The 21,979-nt window shown below is 58.4% G+C and carries 17 protein-coding genes, 1 tRNA gene, 2 other RNA genes and 1 riboswitch; of the genes, 4 read left to right on the forward strand and 16 right to left on the reverse strand.

The window, feature by feature from the left end:
- The 9 genes from dppC to F3J41_RS21325 form a co-directional block, all read right to left on the reverse strand.
- A complete protein-coding gene (dppC, locus tag F3J41_RS21285) occupies positions 1-903 on the reverse strand; it encodes a dipeptide ABC transporter permease DppC (protein WP_021507020.1) in 903 nt (300 codons plus the stop codon).
- Between the two features lie 9 nt (positions 904-912).
- Positions 913-1,932: a dipeptide ABC transporter permease DppB gene (dppB, locus tag F3J41_RS21290; RefSeq protein WP_021507021.1), complete on the reverse strand. Its 1,020-nt coding sequence runs from the start codon at positions 1,930-1,932 to the stop codon at positions 913-915.
- Positions 1,933-2,177: 245 nt separating this feature from the next.
- Positions 2,178-3,788 carry a dipeptide ABC transporter periplasmic-binding protein DppA gene (gene dppA, locus F3J41_RS21295; protein ID WP_058758078.1) on the reverse strand — a complete coding sequence of 537 codons (1,611 nt, stop codon included), beginning with the start codon at positions 3,786-3,788 and terminating at the stop codon, positions 2,178-2,180.
- 979 nt (positions 3,789-4,767) lie between these two features.
- A non-coding RNA gene (locus F3J41_RS21300) (RtT sRNA) lies at positions 4,768-4,897 on the reverse strand.
- A gap of 37 nt (positions 4,898-4,934) precedes the next feature.
- A non-coding RNA gene (locus tag F3J41_RS21305) (RtT sRNA) lies at positions 4,935-5,064 on the reverse strand.
- A gap of 35 nt (positions 5,065-5,099) precedes the next feature.
- Positions 5,100-5,176: transfer RNA gene (locus F3J41_RS21310), tRNA-Pro, on the reverse strand.
- Positions 5,177-5,300: 124 nt separating this feature from the next.
- The gene (gene eptB / locus F3J41_RS21315) at positions 5,301-6,995 is read right to left on the reverse strand and encodes a kdo(2)-lipid A phosphoethanolamine 7''-transferase (protein ID WP_166712365.1); all 1,695 of its coding nucleotides are present in this window, start codon (positions 6,993-6,995) and stop codon (positions 5,301-5,303) included.
- A 269-nt stretch (positions 6,996-7,264) separates the two neighbouring features.
- Positions 7,265-7,693 carry an organic hydroperoxide resistance protein gene (locus F3J41_RS21320; protein ID WP_021507024.1) on the reverse strand — a complete coding sequence of 143 codons (429 nt, stop codon included), beginning with the start codon at positions 7,691-7,693 and terminating at the stop codon, positions 7,265-7,267.
- A gap of 96 nt (positions 7,694-7,789) precedes the next feature.
- A complete protein-coding gene (locus tag F3J41_RS21325; protein ID WP_010616544.1) occupies positions 7,790-8,254 on the reverse strand; it encodes a MarR family winged helix-turn-helix transcriptional regulator in 465 nt (154 codons plus the stop codon).
- A gap of 60 nt (positions 8,255-8,314) precedes the next feature.
- Between F3J41_RS21325 and F3J41_RS21330 the strand changes: the two genes are divergently transcribed.
- Positions 8,315-8,908: an HD domain-containing protein gene (locus F3J41_RS21330; RefSeq protein ID WP_021507025.1), complete on the forward strand. Its 594-nt coding sequence runs from the start codon at positions 8,315-8,317 to the stop codon at positions 8,906-8,908.
- Positions 8,909-8,954: 46 nt separating this feature from the next.
- On the opposite strand, the gene F3J41_RS21335 is transcribed toward F3J41_RS21330, so the two are convergent.
- The 7 genes from F3J41_RS21335 to F3J41_RS21365 all read right to left on the reverse strand — a co-directional run bounded on the left by F3J41_RS21335 (position 8,955) and on the right by F3J41_RS21365 (position 17,208).
- On the reverse strand, positions 8,955-9,251 hold the full coding sequence (locus tag F3J41_RS21335) for an HTH-type transcriptional regulator (RefSeq protein ID WP_021507026.1): 297 nt from the start codon (positions 9,249-9,251) through the stop codon (positions 8,955-8,957).
- A 265-nt stretch (positions 9,252-9,516) separates the two neighbouring features.
- Positions 9,517-13,116, reverse strand: a complete 3,600-nt coding sequence (gene uca / locus F3J41_RS21340; RefSeq protein ID WP_166712367.1) for an urea carboxylase — start codon at positions 13,114-13,116, stop codon at positions 9,517-9,519.
- Positions 13,117-13,196: 80 nt separating this feature from the next.
- A complete protein-coding gene (locus F3J41_RS21345; RefSeq protein ID WP_021507029.1) occupies positions 13,197-13,832 on the reverse strand; it encodes an urea amidolyase associated protein UAAP2 in 636 nt (211 codons plus the stop codon).
- Positions 13,832-14,539 (reverse strand): urea amidolyase associated protein UAAP1, encoded by a 708-nt coding sequence (locus F3J41_RS21350; RefSeq protein ID WP_058781653.1) that lies wholly within the window; start codon positions 14,537-14,539, stop codon positions 13,832-13,834. The genes F3J41_RS21345 and F3J41_RS21350 overlap by 1 nt, the downstream gene beginning before the upstream one ends.
- Positions 14,540-14,550: 11 nt before the next feature.
- Positions 14,551-15,312: an ABC transporter ATP-binding protein gene (locus F3J41_RS21355; RefSeq protein WP_166712369.1), complete on the reverse strand. Its 762-nt coding sequence runs from the start codon at positions 15,310-15,312 to the stop codon at positions 14,551-14,553.
- Positions 15,313-15,322: 10 nt separating this feature from the next.
- Positions 15,323-16,135 (reverse strand): ABC transporter permease, encoded by an 813-nt coding sequence (locus F3J41_RS21360; protein ID WP_058771035.1) that lies wholly within the window; start codon positions 16,133-16,135, stop codon positions 15,323-15,325.
- 14 nt (positions 16,136-16,149) lie between these two features.
- Positions 16,150-17,208 carry a putative urea ABC transporter substrate-binding protein gene (locus F3J41_RS21365; RefSeq protein ID WP_166712371.1) on the reverse strand — a complete coding sequence of 353 codons (1,059 nt, stop codon included), beginning with the start codon at positions 17,206-17,208 and terminating at the stop codon, positions 16,150-16,152.
- A 63-nt stretch (positions 17,209-17,271) separates the two neighbouring features.
- A riboswitch (guanidine-I (ykkC/yxkD leader) is annotated at positions 17,272-17,366 on the reverse strand.
- A gap of 270 nt (positions 17,367-17,636) precedes the next feature.
- Here F3J41_RS21365 and F3J41_RS21370 point away from each other — a divergent pair.
- From F3J41_RS21370 to mtlD, 3 genes are all read left to right on the forward strand, one after another.
- Positions 17,637-18,353: a DUF3053 domain-containing protein gene (locus tag F3J41_RS21370; protein WP_010616539.1), complete on the forward strand. Its 717-nt coding sequence runs from the start codon at positions 17,637-17,639 to the stop codon at positions 18,351-18,353.
- 433 nt (positions 18,354-18,786) lie between these two features.
- Positions 18,787-20,721, forward strand: coding sequence for a PTS mannitol transporter subunit IICBA (locus F3J41_RS21375; protein WP_058771034.1), 1,935 nt, complete (start codon positions 18,787-18,789; stop codon positions 20,719-20,721).
- Positions 20,722-20,815: 94 nt separating this feature from the next.
- On the forward strand, positions 20,816-21,964 hold the full coding sequence (gene mtlD / locus F3J41_RS21380; protein ID WP_166712373.1) for a mannitol-1-phosphate 5-dehydrogenase: 1,149 nt from the start codon (positions 20,816-20,818) through the stop codon (positions 21,962-21,964).
- Positions 21,965-21,979: the final 15 nt, after the last annotated feature.

Genomic DNA, 21,979 nt, shown 5'->3' on the forward strand with positions numbered 1-21,979 from the left:
TTACTGCTTGAGTTTCGGGTCGAGTGCATCACGCAAACCATCGCCCATGAGGTTAAAGGCCAGAACCGTCAGCAGGATGACCACTCCGGGGAAGGTCACGACCCACCAGGCACTCTGCGCATACTGCAACACGTCGGAGAGCATGGTGCCCCACTCCGGCGTCGGCGGCTGCGCCCCCATACCGAGAAAGCCCAACGCGGCCATATCCAGGATGGCGTTGGAGAAACCTAACGACGCCTGCACGATCAGCGGTGCCAGGCAGTTAGGCAGAATATTGATGAACATCTGGCGCAGCGTACCGGCACCGGCCACGCTGGAGGCGGTTACGTAGTCGCGATTGACTTCCACCAGCACCGCTGCGCGCGTCAGGCGAATGTAGTGCGGCAGCGCGACGAAGGTAATCGCCAGCGAGGCGTTGACAATCGACGGGCCAAAGATGGCCACCAGCACCAGCGCCAGCAGCAGGCTTGGCAGCGCCAGCATGATATCGACGAGGCGCATAATCACTGCATCTACCACGCCGCCGAGATAACCGGCCATCAGACCGAAAATCACCCCCAGAATCAGCGACAGCACCACCACCATGCAGCCCACCAGCAGCGACAGGCGCGCACCAAACATCAGGCGCGACAGGATGTCACGGCCGACGTCATCGGTGCCCAGAATAAACTTCCAGCTACCGCCCTCCTGCCACACCGGCGGGTGCAACAGCGCATCGCGGAACTGCTCAGCCGGAGCATGCGGTGCCAGCACATCGGCGAAGATGGCGATTAGCAGCATCAGAATGATGTAAACCAGGCCGATAACCGCGCCTTTGTTACGTTTAAAATAGTGCCAGAATTCCTGAATCGGGGTCATCGGCTTCGGTGCAGCGGTGACGCTTGCGGGATCAACAGCAGACATGATTCCCCCTTATTTCTTATGACGGATGCGCGGATTCACCACGCCGTACAACAGATCAACCAGCAGGTTGACCAGAATGATCAGGATTGCCACCAGCAGCACGCCGCCCTGCACCACCGGATAATCACGGCGCTGCAGTGCTTCGATCAGCCAGCGGCCGAGTCCCGGCCAGGAGAAGATGGTTTCGGTGAGGATGGCGCCCGCCAGCAGCGTGCCCACCTGCAGACCGATCACCGTGACCACCGGCAGCATGGCGTTACGCAGCGCATGCACCACGATCACGCGCATGCGCGTCAGGCCTTTGGCGCGCGCGGTGCGGATGTAATCTTCACCCAGCACTTCCAGCATCGAGGAGCGCGTCATACGCACAATCACCGCCAGCGGAATGGTGCCCAGCACGATGGCCGGCAGGATCATGTGCATCACCGCATCTTTGAAATCACCCTCTTCGCCCCACAGCAGCGTATCAATCAGCATAAAGCCGGTGAGCGGATGGCTGTCGTCAAGGAAGATGGTGTCGCTGACGCGGCCGGAGACCGGCGTCAGGTTGAGCTGCACCGACACCAGCATAATCAGCATAATGCCCCACCAGAAGATCGGCATTGAGTAGCCGGTCAGCGAGATGCCCACCGCGGTGTGATCGAAAATTGAGCCGCGTTTCACCGCCGCCAGCACGCCGACCGGAATACCCACGGCAACGGCGAAGATCATGGCGCAGATGCCCAGCTCGAGCGTGGCTTTAAAGCGCGGCACGAACTCATCCCACACCGGGATGCGGCTTTTCAGCGAGATGCCGAGATCGCCATGCAGCACGCCGTTGATGTAAGTGATGTACTGTTTCCACATCGGCTGATCGAGACCAAACTGGGCCATCAGCTGCGCATGACGTTCAGGGGAGATGCCGCGTTCACCGGCCATGATCAGCACCGGGTCGCCGGGGATCAGGTGAACGAAGGCAAAGGTCAATAATGTAATACCGATGAACGTCGGGATGACAAGGCCCAGACGTCGGAGTATGAATTGCAGCATAAGCCGGATTCTCAGTCATTTTCCGTGGCGCTAACGCCATGGACTACATTGCTCACAATCCGCAGCCGGCATAGCCGGACGCGACGCAAGAAGCGCTTCAAAATCCCCGTCATACTTCACGCTGCATCAGCGCAAGGTATTGAGGGTTTATAAGAAATTAGCCGGAAATAAAGTGCGGAGCACGGGCGGCGAAGGTGCCGCCCGAGGGCCAGCCATGCTGGCCCTGACCGCGATAATCCGAAAGGTTATTCCTGGATGTCGACGTTTTCGAAGTGATGTTTACCTAATGGATCAACCACATAGCCACTCACTTTCTTGCTCACTGGCTCGTACACGGTTGAGTGCGCGATGATCAGTGCTGGCGCCTGGTCGTGCATCACTACCTGCGCCTGCTTATAGAGCTCAATACGTTTGTTGTGATCGGCTTCAGCGCGCGCTGGCTGAATCAGATCTTCAAACGGCTTGTAGCACCAGCGTGAGTAGTTAGAACCATCTTTCGCTGCCGCGCAGCTGAACAGGGTGGCGAAGAAGTTATCCGGATCCCCGTTATCACCGGTCCAGCCCATCATCACGGTCTGGTGTTCACCGGCTTTAGCACGCTTCAGGTACTCGCCCCACTCGAAGGTAACGATTTTGGCTTTCACGCCGATTTTCGCCCAGTCAGCCTGAACCATTTCCGCCATGCGACGGGCGTTCGGGTTGTACGGACGCTGTACCGGCATCGCCCACAGGTCGATGCTGAAGCCATCCGGCATGCCCGCTTCTTTCAGCAGCTCTTTGGCTTTGGCCGGATCGTAAGCGTAGTCTTTGACGTCATTGTTGTAGCCCCACATGGTTGGTGGGATCAGGTTTTTCGCTGCCTGACCGGCGCCCTGATAGACCGCATCAATGATCGCTTGTTTGTTCACCGCCATGGTCAGTGCCTGACGCACTTTGACGTTATCCAGCGGTTTTTTCTCGGTGTTGAAAGACAGGTAACCGACGTTCAGCCCTGGCTGTTCCATCAGGTTGATTTTGGTGTCTTTCTTCATGCTGGCAATATCAGCCGGGTTGGGATACGGCATCACCTGACACTCGCCTTTCTGCAGTTTGGCGTAGCGCACCGAAGCATCTGGCGTGATGGAGAACACCAGGCGATCGATTTTTGGCTTGGTGCCCCAGAAGTCCGGGTTGGCTTTGTACAGAATACGTGAGTCTTTCTGGTACTGCTGCAGCACGAACGGACCGGTACCTACCGGGTTGAGGTCCAGTTTTTCTGGCGTGCCGGCTTTCAGCATGTTGTCGGCGTACTCTTTCGACAGGATTGACGCGAAGTCCATGCCAAGGTCGGCGAGGAACGGCGCTTCCGGACGGGTCAGCGTGAAGCGTACGGTGTAGTCATCCACTTTTTCGATTTTGGCGATCAGCTTCGGCATGTCCATGCCTTCGAAGTATTCGTAGCTGCCGCCGGAGACACCGTGGTACTTGTTGTTTTTATCGAGCTGGCGCTCGAAGGAGAACACGACGTCATCAGCGTTGAAGGTGCGGGTCGGCTTGAAGTCTTTGGTCGTTTGCCACTTCACGCCCTGACGCAGATGGAAGGTATAGGTTTTACCATCTTCGCTAACGTCCCATTTTTCTGCCAGGCCCGGCTGCAGCTCAGTGGTACCGGTTTTGAACTCAACCAGACGGTTGTAGATCGGTACTGAGCTGGCATCGTAAGTGGTGCCGGATGTGAACAGCTGCGGGTTGAAGCCTTCCGGCGAACCTTCTGAACAGTAAACGAGGGTTTTCGCCTGAACGCCCGCGGCCACGGTCATAGCAATCAGGCTAAGACCGACCTTCAGCATCCTGGATTTGGCCAGGGAGTTGATCATGTTTTGCTCCATTGTGATGTGATGTTGTGTGCGTCGCCCGACCTCTGATTTTTTTATGCGGTTCGGGCAGGTCAGTTATGTAATGACCAAAATGCGAGCGGTTATTGTTGTAGCGCTGACGCCGTGGAACCTGCCAGCGCTGGCCGTCTCTGCATCTTATTGACGCATCAATTTGTCAACAGTTGCAATGAACGTCAATACAACGTGGGGTTATTTACACAGAGTGTGAGTAAGTGCAAGCAACGATAAAAAACAGTGTTTTCACGCTAAGCCAAAATTTAAAAAGGTGATAAAGCGCGCAATGCCGTGTGATTCTCTGGCAATAGCGCCTGATGACAGTGATTATCACCGTTAAAAAACGTCTTAAAGTTGTCGGTAAATGTTGAATATCTGAACGATTCCCCGTGCGTTATGACGTTCAGGCAGCGAAATATGCTGGCGTAATGGCATAAGAAATCAGCAAAAAGCAAAAGCCGGTCATAAGCAGAATGTGTCGCGAATTAAGAGAGGTGCTTTGATGCAGCAAGGGATGAAGAGCGGTGTTGAAGGATAATACGGTTTATCCCGGTGATGATTAATGGAACGCGTAAATTGATGACTTTGCTTGATCGCTGCCGGGATGTGAGTCTGGTTCAGGGAAAGCCATCAGATCGCCATGAATGATGGGCGTGGGTTCCGGCTTGGCCGTCCGGTCGCCATGAATGGCGCCCCTACAGGATTATGCACTTTTGTAGGGTGCGTATTTATACGCACCTGGGGGATGTGCACGGCAGTCAGTAAACCTTCAGTCATCACCGAAGCCGGATAAAGGGTGGAATGCGGGGCCGTGGAGTAAAGCGTCACACGCCATGGATGGCGTGTGCCGAGCGATCAGGGACGAGACAGCGTCTTTACGGAGCGGTCGCGTATTTCACCCTGAAACTGCAAAAACGACAGACGAAAAAAAACCTGCTTTTTGCAAATCAGGTTTCTTAAATGATGGTCGGCGAGAGAGGATTACGCTTCTCTGCGAGAAGCGCCCTGCGGGCCGTTGCTGACGCAACGTTGTCTCGCTTCGCTCGGCTCAAACCTCCTTCGGAGGTTCTCATCCTCTTTTGCTACAGACGAAAAAAAACCTGCTTTTTGCAAAGCAGGTTTCTTAAATGATGGTCGGCGAGAGAGGATTACGCTTCTCTGCGAGAAGCGCCCTGCGGGCCGTTGCTGACGCAACGTTGTCTCGCTTCGCTCGGCTCAAACCTCCTTCGGAGGTTCTCATCCTCTTTTGCTACGAACGAAAAAAGCCCGCTTTTTGCAAAGCGGGCTTTTCGAATATGGTCGGCGAGAGAGGATTCGAACCTCCGACCCACTGGTCCCAAACCAGTTGCGCTACCAAGCTGCGCTACTCGCCGATGGGGGCGAATATTACTGCCGTGACTTTAGAGCGTCAATCCCTTTTCCCGAAAATCCGCCTGATTGCCTGGAAAGCAAGCAGTGCCTTAAACACCTGCCTGCTCAATAAGATCCAGGCACGAATTACAGCGCTTTCGCACTGCTGGCAGTGGCAGGTGCCTGGCACCAGTTATTCGCTGCTTTAATACCGCCATCCGGCGAGGTATAACTCAGACACCCTAAAATGGTGTCGAACAGCTCAACGTGACGATGGGTTTTGCCGACGCGCTGCTGCGCCTGTAAGCGCTCAAAGTTGCTGCGGTTAGTCGGGTCCTGCAAATACTTATCGGACGCCCAGACAATCATCGGCACGCGGAACTGCTCCGGCGGCGCCATCTCGCGCGGCGTACCGTGCAGGTGCATATTTTCGCTGATCGACTCGCCGTGGTCGGCGGCATAGAACACAATCGCTTTCTTATCACGCAGCTGATCCAGCACGCTGTCCAGCATGGTATCAACATACAGAATCGAGTTGTCATAGGCGTTAATCAGCTGGGCTTTGCTGCACTTATCGTCCACGCCAATACACTCAGGCTGATAGCGGGCAAACTCGCGCGGATAACGCTGCGAATAGAGATAGTGCGAACCTTTCGTGTGCAACACCACCAGATGCTTGCCTTTCGGGAAGCGCTGCAGCGAAGCCTGCAGCTCCGGCACCAGCAGCATATCGTCCACCGCTTTGCCCTGATTGCGCTTCTCAGAACCAATCTGCTCGCGGAACGAGAAGTTATTCACATCGGCGTTGTCGTAGAACCACACTTCGCTCTGCATGGCGAACAGCTCGGAGGTGAAGCCCAGCTCTTTCATCACCGCAAAAATGTTCTGCTCTTTCAACGTACGGCCAGGGTTATCCATGGTGCCGCCCTCGCGCACAAACATGCAGCGCAGCGACAGCTTGGTGGCGGTATCACAGGATTCACCGCGGAATGCCACCAGATTCTTCTCTTTCGACAGCTTCGGCGTGGTATCGCGGTTATAGCCCAGCATGCCCATGTGATCCCAGCGCGTGGTCTCGCCGATCACAAACACCACATAGGTATCGTCAATACCAGGCGGCGCTATATAGGTAAACTTCTTCGCCGGATCGAGCAACTCCTGGCTGTCCAGCTTCTCGTCCACCTTGGTCCAGGCGAACAGGCCCAGCGCCGCAATCCAGTTCGAAGGCAGATAAGAGTGCGCCACTACGCCGCCATAGCTTGGCAGGTCGATATTGGTGATCTCTTCATTGGCTTTTTGCAGCTTGTCGAAGTAGCGAATCGGCAACCACACCAGCGCCACGCTCAGCAGCAGGATCACTGTAGGTTTCAGGCGCTGACCAGGGGTTTTCAGCTGTTCAATCAGTGTCAGGCTCAGGTTATTGCGCCAGATCAGTAGCAGCGGCAGTGCGCTCACCAGCACCATCCACAATACAAAGTGCAGCCCGATAACCTCTTTAGAAAGATCGACATCGGTGGTCATGACCGACGCCACGATGCCGTAACCGATCACCACGTTAAAGAACGCCATGTAATAGGCGGCGGCCACCGAAATCACCACCAGCAGGCTGGCGATCACGCGATAAAACCATTTGCCACCCAGCGACAGCAGTCGCATCAGGAAGAAGGTCAGCAGTACGGCCGCGGTCACTTCCGCCGCGGCGGATAACCAGTTGGTGACGGTGGATTTCGTTAAGAAGCCGTCAAAACGGCGATAAAAGATTGGCAAATTCAATAAGATGCCAAGATAGAGCGCCAGCAAAAGCGACAACTTTTGCTGCGTTAAACTTTTAATGTAATTCATATAAATTTCTGTTCCCGACCTGGTGTCGATGCTTCAACCGTAAATGTGACTGTGCAAAGAGCGTAAGGTTCGCTTGCGTAGCAGAAAAGCGTGACCTGGCGAGTAGGATCGGGACGAATCTGAACCCAAATAATTACGATGATGCACGGAGCGCAGCAGTAGAACATTTAACCAATGGTAAGACCAGAAAATTCTTTAGTTCGATGGGATGCGGGATGTTGTTCGTGATAAAAAAGGCTCCCGCAGGAGCCTTTTATGCAGGCATCAACTTAGTTGATGATATTCAGCGTCACGTCGATGTTGCCGCGCGTCGCGTTTGAGTACGGACAAACAATGTGTGCCGCATCAACCAGCTTCTGCGCTTCCGCCGCGTCCATCTCTGGCAGATGGATATTCAGTTTTGCTTCAATGCCAAAACCGGTGGGGATAGGGCCAATCCCTACTTCGCCCTCAATCCACGCGTCTTTTGGCATGGCGATTTTGTCGCGGCCGGCAACAAACTTCATCGCGCCGAGGAAGCAGGCAGAGTAGCCGGCAGCAAACAGCTGCTCCGGGTTCGTCACCTCGCCGCCCGCGCCGCCCATCTCTTTTGGCACGCCCAGCTTCACGTCCAGCACGTTATCAGACGAGGTGGCGCGGCCATCGCGGCCACCGGTTGCTTTGGCTTTGGCGGTGTAAATCACTTTTTCTAAAGACATCATAACCTCACTATTCGCTATATAATCGCGTGCTATTTATAAGGCACAGGGGAAAACTTCACTCTCAGAATGCCGCCGCAGCGACATCCCTGATGCTCAGGTGGCGCGATTCAGGTTGCCGCGCAGATCGTCCAGCTGCTGTTTCAGCGCCGCCATGGTGTCGGTATCGCAGGCGGTCGCGCACTGTACCGCTTCCGGAATGCTGGCGGCTTTTTCCTGCAGCGCGCGTCCCTGGTCGGTCAGCGTAACCACGACCTGACGCTCATCCTGACGCGAACGCTGGCGGCGCAGCAGACCAGCGCTCTCCAGTCGTTTCAGCAGTGGCGTCAGGGTGGCCGAATCGAGAAACAGCTTTTCACCAATCTCCGATACCGTCAGATCATCCTGATGCCACAGCACCAGCATCACCAGATATTGCGGATAGGTGATCTCCAGCGCCGCCAGCAGCTGGCGATAGACTTTATGCATCGCCAGGTTCGCCGAATAGAGCGCGAAACACAGATGCTGATCAAGCTGGAGTGGCGCAGGCTTCACTTTTTTGTCATCTTGATTACTGTTCATGCGACTCAATATAGATAGCGCGCTAGATAATTGCAAGCAACTTTTTCCTGGAGTGTGAAGATGCGTGATTCACTGGAAGAGCAGGCGCGCCGTTATGCCACGCAGGCACATGCCGATGCGGGCCAGCGTCGCAAATACACCGACGAACCCTATATTGTGCATCCGGCTGCCGTCGCGGAGCTGGTACGCAGCGTAAGCGATGACGAAGCGATGATCGCTGCCGCCTGGCTGCACGACACGGTGGAGGACACCGCCAGTACCTTACAGGATATTGAAGAACACTTTGGTGCGCGCGTTGCACACCTGGTGGACATGCTTACCGACAGCGCCCAGCCGCAGGCGAAAAATCGTACCGCCCGTAAGCTGGCACACTTTCGCCACACTGCCGAAGCCTCGCCCGAAGCGCAAACCATCAAGCTGGCCGATATCATCGATAACACCCGTGCCATCGTGCAGTTCGATCCCAACTTTGCCCGGGTTTACCTGGTCGAGAAACAGATTCAGATTCAGCTGTTACAGCAGGGCGATCGGCGTTTGTGGCAGCAGGCGAATCACATCATTGAACAGGGCATCGCGCAGCTGGCAAAACCGCCGTACAGCGTGCCGGAAAGCTGGTTTGTCAAACAGGCGGCGAAATACGGTGGCTTAAGCTGAAAAAAACCCGCCGTGCAGGCGGGTCACAGAGAACCGATAGTCGGCGTTATTCCAGCAGCTGTCGGCCCAGATACGGATTGGCCTGCAGCAGTTTCATCAGTTTGCGAGCCGTGGCGGATGGGCGCGTACGTTGCGCTTCCCAGCTTTTTACTGACGAGACGCTCACCCCCATCACGCGGGCGAATTCATCCACCTGCATGCCGGTCATCTCGCGTAAACGCTGCGGTTCGGGAACGGAAACGGTATTGAGTGCAATTTCTGATACGGGAGTCTGTGCATCACGTGTCAAAACAATTTGCTCAAGACTGCTGAGTAATTCGACCATTGGATCTTTTATTTCCATAGAGAACTCCTTAAAACTCACTATGAAGCACGTGAAAGTAGAGAGGTAAGCGCCACCAGGCGCTGAAACCGGCCTTATCAGGCTGTATCCCGAAACAGTTTTCCCTTATCAGGGCGAAAATAGTGTTTTAATGAAACCGTTACGGGACACAGCCTGTTGCACACTGCGAAAAGATGTCAGGGCAATGCAACATTGAACCGGGTCTCTAAGTATGGGTCAGATCCCCGGCTTTGCTGCCTGTTTCCTGATTATTTTTTCTTCTTTCTTATGCTGCAAACGGATCGATCACCATAAGTAACTGACCCGCCTGCACTTGCTGCCCGGCCTGGCGTTGCAGGCTGTGGATTTTGCCACTGACCGGCGCCACGATCGGGATTTCCATCTTCATGGATTCGAGAATGCCTACCGTGGCACCCGCGGTCACATCACTGCCTTCCGCCACCAGCCATTGCCACACGCTACCCGCCACCTGGCTCTCGACGCTGTGACAGCCCGCCGGCACCACCACTTCCTCGCTGCTCTGCGCCTGCAGCTGGCTGTCGAAGGTGAACTGGCCATCGGCGCGCCAGCGTGCCAGCTCGGCGTCAAACGCCTGCTGACGCTGCTGCTGGAACGCGTCGATCTCCGTCGCCTGGGCAGTCAGCAGCGCCTGATACTCGGCGAGCCGGAACTCACCGGCTTCCACGCGCAGCGGATAATCGCCCCACGGGAAACGTTCGCGGATTTGCAGCAGTTCGTCGGCACTGACCGGATAAAAACGGATTTGGTCGAAGAAACGCAGCAGCCACGGCTGGGTAAAGGCGCTGGTGCGGCGATCGCGATTCCACATCTGCAGCGTACGTCCGACGAACTGGTAGCCGCCCGGCCCTTCCATGCCATAAACACACAGATACGCGCCGCCGATGCCCACCGAGTTTTCCGCCGTCCAGGTGCGCGCCGGATTGTATTTGGTGGTCACCAGGCGGTGTCGCGGATCGAGTGGCGTCGCCACCGGTGCGCCGAGATAGACATCGCCCAGCCCCATCACCAGATACGAGGCGCTGAACACAATCTGTTTCACCGCCTCCACGCTTTCGAGCCCGTTGATGCGCCGGATAAACTCAATGTTGCTCGGGCACCAGGGCGCATTCGGACGCACCGACTGGCTATAGCGTGTCACGGCTTCACGGCAGGCGGCATCATCCCAGCTGAGCGGCAGCCACACAGTGCGCGATGGCACAGCCGCGTCGGCGAGGTCGCCCAGCAGATTATCAGCTTGCAAAATTTGCGCCAACAACTCACTTCTTGCGCACTGCTGCGCATCATAATGCACCTGTAACGAGCGGATGCCGGGCGTCAGCTCCAGCTGACCCGCCAGCGGATGCGCCTCCAGCCACTGCATGAGAGCGTGAACGCGGAAACGCAGCGCAATGTCCAGCGTCAGCGCGCCATACTCCACCAGCAGAAAACGGTCTCCCGCGGCGCGCACGCACAGTGCAGGCCGCCCGGCGGTTGCTGCATGCTGGTGCAATATCGGATCGATCAGCGGCAGTGCTGGCGCCACGCGCACCGCTTCCGGTTGCAGATGCGCGATCTCGTGACGCTGCGCCTGCGCCAGACGATCGGCATCAGCAAGGGCGATCGGCACAAAGCGCAGTCGATCGCCCGCTTTCAGCTGACCCAGCTTCCACAGATCGGCGTCGATCACCGTCGCCGGACAGACAAAGCCGCCCAGCGAAGGGCCGTCCGGACCAAGAATCACCGGCATATCACCGGTAAAATCCACCGTGCCAAAGGCATAGGCGTTGTCGTGAATATTGGACGGATGCATGCCCGCCTCGCCGCCGTCGCTGCGCGCCCAGTCAGGTTTCGGGCCGATCAGCCGAATCCCGGTGCGGCTGGAGTTGTAGTGCACCTGCCACTCGGCAGCGAAAAATTCCTCGATATCGTCATCGGTAAAAAAGGCAGGTGCGCCGTGCGGACCATAAATAACGCGCAGCTGCCATTCACCGTTAAGCGGCGGCAGCAGCGTCTCAGGCAGGCGCGCCGCCGCAGCCTGACGCGGCGCGGCCAGCTGCAGTACGTCGCCGGCGCGCAGCGCCCGCCCGGCATGACCGCCAAACTTACCCAGCGTAAAGGTACTGCGGCTGCCCAGATAGCGCGGCGTATCCAGCCCGCCCGCCAGCAGCAGATAGCTGCGGCAGCCGTCGCGCACGTCGCCCAGCGTCAGGGTTTGCCCGGCCTGCGCATGCAGCACCTGATGCATCGCCAGCGGCTGGCTGTCGAGGGTGGCCGCCAGCGGCGCGCCGCTCAGTACAAAGCTGCATGCCTGATTAAAGCGCAGCGTCGGGCCGCGCAGCGTGATTTCCAGCCCGGCCGCCTGGGCCTCGTTACCCAGCAGGCGATTGCCGAGCTGAAAGGCGCGGCTGTCGAACGGCCCGGAAGGCGGTACGCCGACGTGCCAGTAGCCGACGCGGCCCGGCGCATCCTGCACCGTGGTGAGGGTGCCGCCGCTGAGGATATCCAGCGTCGGCGGCTGCCACGCCACGCTGCCGAGCGTGGCGGTAATGATGCGCCCCTGCTGCACGTCCGGCAGCGTACAGAGCTGACGCAGCCAGCGCAGGTTGGTCTCGATGCCATACAGCTCACTCTGCGCCAGCGCCGCGATCATGCCGTCGAGCGCGCGCTGGCGATCGGCCGCGTGCACGAGGATCTTCGCCAGCATCGGATCGTAAAACGGTGAAACTTCCATGCCGCTCTCTACGCTGCTGTCGATGCGCAGCGTAGCGTGATCGAGCGCCGTCGGGAACTGCACGTGGCTGAGCAGTCCGGCGCTTGGTTGAAACTGCTTCGCCGGATCCTCAGCGTACAGCCGCACCTGAATGGCATGGCCCTGCGCCACCGGTTGCAGCGTCGCCAGCGGCGGCAGACGCTGCTGCGCCAGTTCAACCATCCAGCGCACCAGATCCACGCCGTACACCAGTTCAGTGACGCCATGCTCGACCTGCAGGCGGGTATTCACCTCCAGGAACCAGAATTGCTGGCTGACCTCATCATAGACATACTCCACCGTGCCGGCGCTGCGATAGTTAACCGCGCGCGCCAGCCGTACGGCGGTGGCCTGCAACTGCGCGCGCACCGCATCGCTGAGCCGCGGCGCGGGGGTCTCCTCCAGCACCTTCTGATTACGGCGCTGCGCCGAGCAGTCGCGTTCGCCCAGCGCAATCACGTCGCCCCGGCCATCGCCAAAAATCTGTACTTCGATATGGCGCGCCCGGGCGATAAATTTCTCTAAAAACACGCCATCGTCGGCGAAATTATTGCCTGCCAGCCGCTTCACGCGGGTAAAGGCTTCCTCCAGCTCGTCCGCGCTGTTGCAGCGCTGCATCCCAATGCCGCCCCCGCCGGCGGTGCTTTTCAGCATCACCGGATAGCCAATCTGTTGCGCGGCGGCCTGTGCCTGCTGCAGGGAGGTCAGCAGGCCGCTGCCCGGCAGCAGTGGCACCGCGTTCTGCTGCGCCAGCTCACGCGCGCGATGTTTCAGGCCAAACGCCCGCATCTGCGCCGCATCCGGCCCGAGAAAATGCAGGCCCGCCGCTTCGCAGCGCGTGACGAACTCCGGTTTTTCACTGAGAAAGCCATAGCCCGGATGCAGCGCCTGCGCGCCGCTCTGCGCGGCAATCGCCAGCAGTTTGTCCTGGTTGAGATAGGTGTCGCGCACCTGGCCCTCGCCCAGCGACCAGGCTTCATCGGCCAGCCGCACGTGGCGCGCATGGCGGTCGGCTTCGGCATAGACGGCAATCGCCCGGATATTCATGGCCTGCAGGGTACGGATGATGCGCACGGCAATCGCGCCACGGTTGGCAATCAATACGCGATCAATCATGACTGAATACTCTTATTGCGGCAGGTCGTCCTGCACCAGCTGTGACGGCGTAAAACGGGTCGTCCCGTTGCGTCAGAGAATCACCACACGCTGACGGCAATCGGCGTCGGGTTGTAACCGTTACAGGGATTGTTGAGCTGCGGACAGTTGGAGATCAGCACCAGAATGTTCATCTGCGCCACCATCTCAACATACTTACCCGGCGCGGAGATGCCATCAGCAAACGTCAGGCCGCCGTCGTGGGTCACCGGCACATTCATAAAGAAGTTAATGTTGTGCGTGATATCGCGGCGCGTCAGGCCAGACTCCGGATGCGCGGCGACCGCCAGCATCCAGCTGTCGCGGCAGGAGTGCATGTGGCGCTTTTCGAGGTCATAACGCACCGTATTACTCTCGCACGAGCAGGCGCCGCCGAGCGTATCGTGACGGCCACAGGTATCGGCGGTGATGGTCAGCATCGGCCGATCAAGATTAGAACGCAGCACGCTGCCGGCCGTGAGAAACACGTTGTGCTGGCCACGCAGCGTCTCGCTCATGCTGTAGCGCTCGGCGGTATCGTCGGCGTTGAAAAACAGCGTATCCGCCGCCTGATTGCCTTCCAGATCGGTAATGCGCAGCGTTTCACCAGCGGCAATGCGCTGCAGCCAGTAATCACCGGCGTCGATCTGCTGTTGCAGACGCGCCTGCGCCGGGTTTCGTTCACTCTCTTTAATCATCACACTTCTCCCTGCAGTTGATAGAGGGCGTTATTGCGCAGGCCGCGCTGGTTTTCAGCGCGCTGCAGACAGATTTCCGGCAGCGGCGCGCGCTGCGCATCCAGCGTTAGCTGCAGCGGCTGGCACGGATAATCGCTCGCCGGGCTGAGCGGGTGCGGACAGGTGTGCAGCAGCACCAGCGTGTCCATGGCGAAACGCAGCCGAACCTGCGCGCCGGCTTGGCCCTGCCGCTCCAGCGTTAAGCACCCGCTGTCATCGGCGCGTACCTGCGCAAACAGATTGAGGCAGGCCGCCATGTCGCGCTGGCCAAGGCCATATTTCGCCAGCTCGACGAGGAAGCTGTCGTAGCCGTTTTGATGGCGCAGGTTGCGCGCCTGCTGATAATCGCTGACCCCATAGCGCGCGGCAGTCTGTGCCGCGTTCAGCGTGCCGCACACGCTCTCGTGCCAGCCGAAACTGTCGTGTTCAATGCCGCAGAAAATGCGCCCCATGTCCGAGTAGAGACAGTGGCCGGCGGTGAGCCGGAAAGTGTGCTGGCATTTGAGCGTATCCGGCGCGTTGTAGCGCTCCAGCAGGTTTTCCGGGTTATAAAACAGCAGGCTGGCGCTGGCGCCGCCCACCACATCGGTCAGCGTCAGCGCGCTGCCGCTGCGCATGACAAAAGACCAGTGCGCCCCGGCGGGCAGCAGGGTTTGGTATGGCTGCATCGTGCTCTCCTTTAAGCCACCTGCGTCGTGGACAGCACCTCAGCGGCAGGCTGAGTGCGATCCAGCGGCAGGTCGTAAGTGATAGTGGCGCCCCAGGCTTGCGGCGCGTGCGGATCGTGGCGCAGTTTGTCGAACACCAGCAGGCGTGACGCGAGGCTGAAGCCCTCTTTCAGATCGTGGGTGATCATGAAAATGGTCAGCTGATGCTGCTGCCACAGCTGGGTGATCAGCTGATGCATCTCGCTGCGAATACCGGGATCGAGCGCGCCAAAAGGTTCATCCAGCAGCAGAATGCGCGGCTGTTTCATCAGCGCCTGCGCCAGGGCCAGACGCTGCTGCATGCCGCCCGACAGCTGATGCGGATATTTGCTCTGCGCCTGTTCCAGTCCGACCTGCGCCAGCATTGCCTGCGCGCGCTGGCGAATCGCCTGACGTTTGCGTCCCCAGACGCGTCCCAGCCAGCGTGCGCTGCTGAACTCGTCAGCCAGCATCACGTTGCCGAGCACCGTCAGATGCGGAAACACCGAGTAGCGCTGAAACACCACGCCGCGATGGGCATCCGGCTCGTCGGGAATCGGTGCGCCATCCAGCAGCAGCTCGCCTTTGGTCGGCGCTTCGGTGCCGAGCAGCATATTCAGAAACGTGGTTTTGCCGCAGCCTGAGGCACCGACAATCGCCACGAACTCGCCGCGCTCGACCTGCATATTCAGCCGCTCCAGCACCACCTGATCGCCGTAGTGTTTTTCCAGATTTTTCAGTTGCAGTAAGGGCATCGCGCGCTCCTTATTTGGCGTGATACCACGGCCAGCAGCGTCGGCTGACGAGCCGCAGCAGCAGGTCGAGGGCAAAGGCCAGCAGGGTGATCCATGCCACGTACGGCAGAATCACATCCATGGCCAGATAGCGGCGCATCAGGAAGATGCGATAACCGAGACCTTCCGTGGCCGCAATTGCTTCGGCAGCAATCAGGAACAGCCACGCCGAACAGAGCGACAGCCGCACCGCATCGCACAGGCGCGGCATCAGCTGCGGCAGAATCACCCGCCACAGAATCTGCGCGCTATGCGCACCCAGCGTCTGCGCTTTGACCAGCTGCTCCTGCGGGATTTTCTGCACCTGCAGCTGCAGATCGCGGGCGATCAGCGGCGTGATGCCGATAACGATCAGCACCACTTTGGAGACTTCGCCAAGGCCAAAGCAGATAAACAGAATGGGCAGAATCGCCAGCGGCGGCACCAGCGCAAACAGCGTCACCAGCGGCGCCAGCACCGCGCGCACCACCGGTAGCGCGCCGGTGAACAGGCCAATTGCCAGCGCCAGCAGCGCGCTGATAGCGACACCACTCAGCAAACGCAGCAGGCTGGCGGCGGTATCGCTCCACAGCAGATATTCGCCGGTGCGCGGGCTGGGCTGAAACGCCATCCGGCTGATGGCCTCGCCCATGGCGTTGAATCCCGGCAGCAGCTTGTCTGCCGCGTTCAGGCTGAGGCGCGCATCCGACGCGAACAGATAGACCAGCAGCACCGCCAGCAGCGGCAGAATGCCAAGCAGCAGGCGGCCGAGCGGCAGCGGTTGGTAGTTGATCAATTTACGCATCGGCAGCGCCTCGCTTACAGCTGACCGGCAGCGGCCAGTTTGGTGAAGGTGTCGGTAAAGCGCAGTTTGATGTTGCCGGCATCGCCCCAGTTACCGGCCGGGGTAGCGACCCCTACCGCATCGGCCCCCGGCGCGCCTTCGCCCAGCAGGCCGTGTTTAAAGGAGAATTCGGCCACCAGCTGCATCGTGGCTTTCAGCTGCGGGCTGTCGACAAAATCCAGCGTGGTTTTGGCATCGCTGAACAGGTGTGTCGCGGCAAGCTGCTGATCAAAACCGGCCAGATCGGTACCGGATGCCTGCGCCATCTGCGTGCGCGCCGCTTTGGCACTGTCGCTTTGTCCGGCCATGCTGTGCAGCGTCTCGTACCAGGCGCCGGTAAGCGCTTTGCCGAGCTGAGGATATTTGTTGAGCGTGGCGGTGTTAACTACCAGCAGGTCGAGGATTTCGCCCGGGATCTGCGCCGAGGAGAACACCAGATGGCTGTCCGGCTGCTTCTCTGCTTCCGCCAGCAGCGGATTCCACGTGACGATGGCGTGAACGTCAGCAGTGCCAAACGCCGCCACCAGATCGGCATCGGCGGTGTTAACCACCCTGACATCTTTCTCGCTCATGCCGGATTTCTCCAGCGCGCGCGCCAGCAGATAGTGTGAGACCGAGAGTTCGACGAGGTTGATGGGTTTGCCTTTCAGCGCGCTGACGCTGTCCGCGCCTTTAAGCAGAATGCCGTCGTTGCCGTTGGAGTAGTCGCCGACAATCAGCGCGGTGCTGTCGACGCCGCCAGTGGCCGGAATGGTCAGCGCATCCATATTGGTCATGGTGCAGCCGTCAAAGCCACCTGCGGTGTACTGATTGACCGACTCGATATAGTCATTAACCTGCACAAACTGAATATCGATGCCGTACTTATCGGCCCACTTTTTCACGATGCCGCTTTGCTGGGCGTAATCCCACGGCATCCAGCCAGCGTAGATGGACCAGCAAAGCTTAAAGGAAGGTTTAGCGGCGGCCAGCGACGGAACGCTGAACAGGGCGACGCTGCAAATCAGCAGCAGGCGCAGACAGACTTTAATCATGATGATTCCTCTGGCGTTAACGGACGAAAATCAGGCAGGAGGCGGCGAGCAACGTTCTCGCTTTCCTCCCGGGCTTTTTTCCCGCCGTGTAACCGTCAGAGGACGGTCGGTCACTCTCGGACCAGCATCTCGCGATCGGAACCCTAGTGACCCATTGCAAATTGTGTGGCGACGTCGGTTGCCCGCGATCGCTCCTGCATCTGCCAGAAAGCAGGCAATATCAATGCCAGGTTGCTATCAGCCTGAATTACATGCGTTATTGCACAGCGCTGCGCTTGCAGGCAGGCTGCGCTGCACAGTTGTGCAGCAGGCACGCACCAGCGTGAAGCACTGCAGACCAGCCGTTGTACAGCCGGGGCCATTGCACTATTCTTTAGGACCTTTCCCAGCGAATCGAATTTAGCCATCGTCACAACAGGAGTTGAATTATGGCGTCAGGAATTTCCCGCATCTGGATGCGTAGCGGCATGCTGCTGACCGGCGTGCTACTTGTGCTGCAGCTTACCGCCTGCGGCGATAAAGAGGGCGATCAGCGCAAAGCCTTTACTGATTTTCTGCAAAACACCGTGATGCGCAGCGGTGAACATCTGCCCAGCCTGAGCGAAAACCAGAAGCAAACCTTCGGTAATTACGCCAGTGATTACGCCATCCTGTATGGCTTCTCGCAGCAGGTGAATCAGGCGGTGGATCAGGGCATGCGCCCGGTGGTTGATGAGCTGGCGGCTATTCGCGTGCCGCAGGATTACCTGACACGCCGCGACAGCCTGCGCCAGGCGAGCGGCAATCTGAGCGTGCTGACGCAGCAGATTCAGAGCGCCAAAATGCAGGCCGACAGCAGCAAAGCCACGCTGAAGCAGCCGGACGATCTGAAGAAAGTGTACGACAGCGTGTACGCCAAAGTGGTGACGCAGCCAGCCAGCACGCTGATTCCGCTGCTGCCGCAGCTGCAGGCGCTGAGCCAGTCGGCAGTTCAGGCCGGCGATTATCTGCAGTCGCAGGGCGCGCGCGTCAGCTTCAATGACGGCGGCGTTCAGTTCCCGACGCAGGAGCAGGCCACGCAGTACAACACGCTGATGAGCAATCTCGCCAGCAACACGCAGGCGCTGACCCAGGCACAAAATGCCGTACAGGGTGGTTTGCAGTAAGCCGCTCAGCGGGCAGTTCTCCACTGCCCGCTTTTTCAGATTTTCGTCACTTCCTTACATCGCCTTTTTCTGTCAGCACAGAGTGTGATCTGGCGCATTTTCAACCAAAAATAGTTTGTGATCTCAATCACATTTGTGAAACAAACCGGCCCAGGTGAAAGGTGATTTTTGTCACATTTCTACCGCTGTTGCGCGCATTTTTTCGCCGGCGTTGCTTTCTTACAGGGTATTTTTGTGATCAAAGTCACCTTTAATCCCCCTGCCCACCCCAACTTAGCGTGATATGTATCACACTTTTTCCTGACGCTACGCAGTGTAATCAACTAGTGCTAGAGTCCGCGTGCATACAGTAATGCCACGGCCCCCGCCGTAACGTCTTAACAAAAACAAACGCGCTCTCTTATTGCAGCGCGTCTCAATAAGGGGTGGGTTTATGTCCTCATCAGTCAAGGTCAAGGTTCAGAGCTTTGGTCGCTTTCTGAGTAATATGGTGATGCCAAACATCGGTGCGTTTATCGCCTGGGGTATCATCACAGCACTGTTCATTCCAACCGGATGGATTCCTAACGAAACGCTGGCCAAACTGGTCGGCCCGATGATTACCTACCTGCTGCCGTTGCTCATCGGCTTCACCGGTGGTCGTCTGGTGGGTGGCGATCGCGGCGGCGTGGTCGGTGCCATCACCACCATGGGCGTGATCGTCGGTGCCGATATGCCGATGTTCCTTGGCTCGATGATTGCCGGTCCGCTGGGCGGCTGGGCGATCAAGTCGTTTGACCGCGCGGTTGACGGCAAAATCAAAAGCGGCTTCGAGATGCTGGTCAACAACTTCTCGGCCGGTATTATCGGTATGCTGCTGGCGCTGCTGGCCTTCCTCGCTATCGGTCCGCTGGTAGAAGGTCTGTCGCACATTCTCGCCGCCGGCGTAAACCTGATGGTGCAGAACAACCTGCTGCCGCTGACCTCAATCTTTGTTGAACCGGCGAAAATCCTGTTCCTCAATAACGCCATCAACCACGGTATCTTCTCGCCGCTGGGTATCCAGCAGGCCAGCGAAGCGGGCAAATCGATCTTCTTCCTGATTGAAGCGAACCCGGGTCCGGGTATGGGCGTGCTGGTTGCTTATATGATCTTCGGCCGCGGCAGCGCCAAGCAGTCGGCGGGCGGTGCAGCGATCATCCACTTCCTTGGCGGTATCCACGAAATCTACTTCCCGTACGTGCTGATGGCGCCGCGCCTGCTGCTGGCAGTGATCCTCGGCGGTATGACCGGCGTGTTCACCCTGACGCTGCTGAACGGCGGTCTGGTATCACCGGCCTCACCAGGTTCGATTCTGGCCGTGCTGGCGATGACGCCAAAAGGCGCTTACTTCGCTAACATCGCGGCTATCGTTGCGGCTTTCGCCGTCTCCTTCGTGGTCTCCTCGATTCTGCTGAAAACCAGCAAAGTAAAAGAAGAAGACGATATCGAAGCGGCGACCCAGCGCATGAAAGACATGAAAGCGCAGTCAAAAGGCCAGGCCGTTGCCGGTTCACCGGTGGTTGCCGATGCCAGCAGCGTTGACGTCAGCCACGTGCGCAAAATCATCGTCGCCTGTGATGCCGGTATGGGCTCCAGCGCGATGGGTGCAGGCGTGCTGCGCAAGAAGGTGCAGGATGCGGGCCTGAGCAATATCTCTGTGACCAACAGCGCGATTAACTCGCTGCCGGGCGATGTCGATCTGGTGATTACTCACCGCGATCTGACCGAACGTGCGATGCGTCAGGCGCCACAGGCGCAGCACATCTCGCTGAACAACTTCCTCGACAGCGCGCTGTACACCAACCTTACCGAGCGTCTGGTGGCGGCGAACCGCAGCGAAGCCCACCGTGAAACGGTACAGACCGCGCTGGCAGACAGCTATGACGACGGCAGCGCGCACCTGTTCAAACTGGGCGCTGACAACGTGTTCCTCGGCCTGAGCGCCAGCAATAAAGAGCAGGCGATTCGCTTCGCCGGCGAGCAGCTGGTGAAAGGCGGCTACGTGCAGCCGGAATATGTTGAAGCGATGCTGGCGCGCGAGCAGCTGACGCCAACCTACCTCGGTGAATCCATCGCCGTGCCGCACGGCACCGTCGAAGCCAAAGACCGCGTGCTGAAAACCGGCGTGGTATTCTGCCAGTATCCGGCCGGCGTGCAGTTTGGCGATGAGCCGGACGAAGTCGCGCGACTGGTGATTGGTATTGCCGCACGCAATAACGAACACATTCAGGTGATCACCAGCCTGACCAATGCGCTCGACGACGACAGCGTAATCGAGAAGCTGGCGAACACCACCAGCGTGCAGGATGTGCTGGATCTGCTGTCTGGCAGCACTGCCAACGCGTAATTCGCGGTTTTAACTTCCCTGGGGCGGGCAAGCCCGTCCCCACTTTCCGGGGCGGACATGCTCGCCCCTTCGTCATTTGATATGGGTCAAATTTATGAAAGCGTTACATTTTGGAGCAGGTAACATCGGCCGTGGATTTATCGGTAAGCTGCTGGCGGATGCCGGTATCGAACTGGTGTTTGCTGATGTGAATCAGGTGGTGCTTGATGCCCTTAACGCCCGTCATGAGTATCCGGTTCACGTGGTGGGCGAGCAGGCGCAGGTTGAAATCGTTACCGGCGTCAGCGCGGTGAACAGCACCAGCGACGACATCGTCACGCTGATCGCTGAGGTTGATATCGTTACCACGGCGGTTGGTCCGCAGATCCTTGAGCGCATCGCGGGCAGCGTGGCGCAGGGTCTGGCCAAACGCAGTGACAACGGTAATGTCCGTCCGCTGAATATCATCGCCTGTGAAAACATGGTGCGCGGCACCAGCCAGCTGAAGCAGCACGTACTGAAGGCGCTGCCGCAGCAGTATCATGCGTGGGTTGAAGAGCATGTTGGCTTTGTTGATTCGGCAGTTGACCGCATCGTGCCGCCATCTGAAGCCGGCAGCACCGATCCGCTGGAAGTTACGGTAGAAACCTTCAGCGAGTGGATTGTCGACGAAACCCAGTTTAAAGGCGCGCTGCCGGACATTCCTGGCATGGAGCTGACGGATAACCTGATGGCGTTCGTCGAGCGCAAGCTGTTTACCCTCAATACCGGCCACGCCATTACCGCTTATCTCGGTAAGCTCGCCGGCCACGCCACCATTCGCGAAGCCATTCTCGACCAGAAAGTACGCGCCGTGGTGCAGGGCGCGATGCAGGAGAGCGGCGCGGTGCTGATCAAGCGTTATGGTTTCGATGCGGAGAAACATGCCGCGTATATCCAGAAAATCCTCACGCGTTTCGAAAACCCGTACCTGAAAGATGACGTCGAGCGCGTCGGCCGTCAGCCGCTGCGTAAGCTGAGTGCCGGCGATCGCCTGATCAAGCCAACGCTGGGCACGCTGGAGTATCAGCTGCCGCACGCCAGCCTGGTGCAGGGTATTGCTGCCGCGATGCACTATCGCAGCGAAGCCGATCCGCAGGCGCAGGAGCTGGCGTCACTGATCGCGCAGAAAGGCCCACAGGCGGCGCTGGCGGAGATTTCTGGCCTTGATGCCAATAGCGAAGTGGTGAGCTCAGTGGTGAGCGCTTACCACGCTATGGCATAATGCGCGCCCTTTAGT

Source organism: Pantoea sp. Ap-870, from assembly GCF_011752515.1.
Taxonomy (GTDB): domain Bacteria; phylum Pseudomonadota; class Gammaproteobacteria; order Enterobacterales; family Enterobacteriaceae; genus Pantoea; species Pantoea dispersa.

Coding starts and splice junctions, on each gene's coding strand:
- dppC (WP_021507020.1), bottom strand. CDS start 903: ATGTCTGCTGTTGATCCCGCAAGCGTCACCGCTGCACCGAAGCCGATG.
- dppB (WP_021507021.1), bottom strand. CDS start 1,932: ATGCTGCAATTCATACTCCGACGTCTGGGCCTTGTCATCCCGACGTTC.
- dppA (WP_058758078.1), bottom strand. CDS start 3,788: ATGATCAACTCCCTGGCCAAATCCAGGATGCTGAAGGTCGGTCTTAGC.
- eptB (WP_166712365.1), bottom strand. CDS start 6,995: ATGAATTACATTAAAAGTTTAACGCAGCAAAAGTTGTCGCTTTTGCTG.
- F3J41_RS21320 (WP_021507024.1), bottom strand. CDS start 7,693: ATGTCTTTAGAAAAAGTGATTTACACCGCCAAAGCCAAAGCAACCGGT.
- F3J41_RS21325 (WP_010616544.1), bottom strand. CDS start 8,254: ATGAACAGTAATCAAGATGACAAAAAAGTGAAGCCTGCGCCACTCCAG.
- F3J41_RS21330 (WP_021507025.1), top strand. CDS start 8,315: ATGCGTGATTCACTGGAAGAGCAGGCGCGCCGTTATGCCACGCAGGCA.
- F3J41_RS21335 (WP_021507026.1), bottom strand. CDS start 9,251: ATGGAAATAAAAGATCCAATGGTCGAATTACTCAGCAGTCTTGAGCAA.
- uca (WP_166712367.1), bottom strand. CDS start 13,116: ATGATTGATCGCGTATTGATTGCCAACCGTGGCGCGATTGCCGTGCGC.
- F3J41_RS21345 (WP_021507029.1), bottom strand. CDS start 13,832: ATGATTAAAGAGAGTGAACGAAACCCGGCGCAGGCGCGTCTGCAACAG.
- F3J41_RS21350 (WP_058781653.1), bottom strand. CDS start 14,539: ATGCAGCCATACCAAACCCTGCTGCCCGCCGGGGCGCACTGGTCTTTT.
- F3J41_RS21355 (WP_166712369.1), bottom strand. CDS start 15,312: ATGCCCTTACTGCAACTGAAAAATCTGGAAAAACACTACGGCGATCAG.
- F3J41_RS21360 (WP_058771035.1), bottom strand. CDS start 16,135: ATGCGTAAATTGATCAACTACCAACCGCTGCCGCTCGGCCGCCTGCTG.
- F3J41_RS21365 (WP_166712371.1), bottom strand. CDS start 17,208: ATGATTAAAGTCTGTCTGCGCCTGCTGCTGATTTGCAGCGTCGCCCTG.
- F3J41_RS21370 (WP_010616539.1), top strand. CDS start 17,637: ATGGCGTCAGGAATTTCCCGCATCTGGATGCGTAGCGGCATGCTGCTG.
- F3J41_RS21375 (WP_058771034.1), top strand. CDS start 18,787: ATGTCCTCATCAGTCAAGGTCAAGGTTCAGAGCTTTGGTCGCTTTCTG.
- mtlD (WP_166712373.1), top strand. CDS start 20,816: ATGAAAGCGTTACATTTTGGAGCAGGTAACATCGGCCGTGGATTTATC.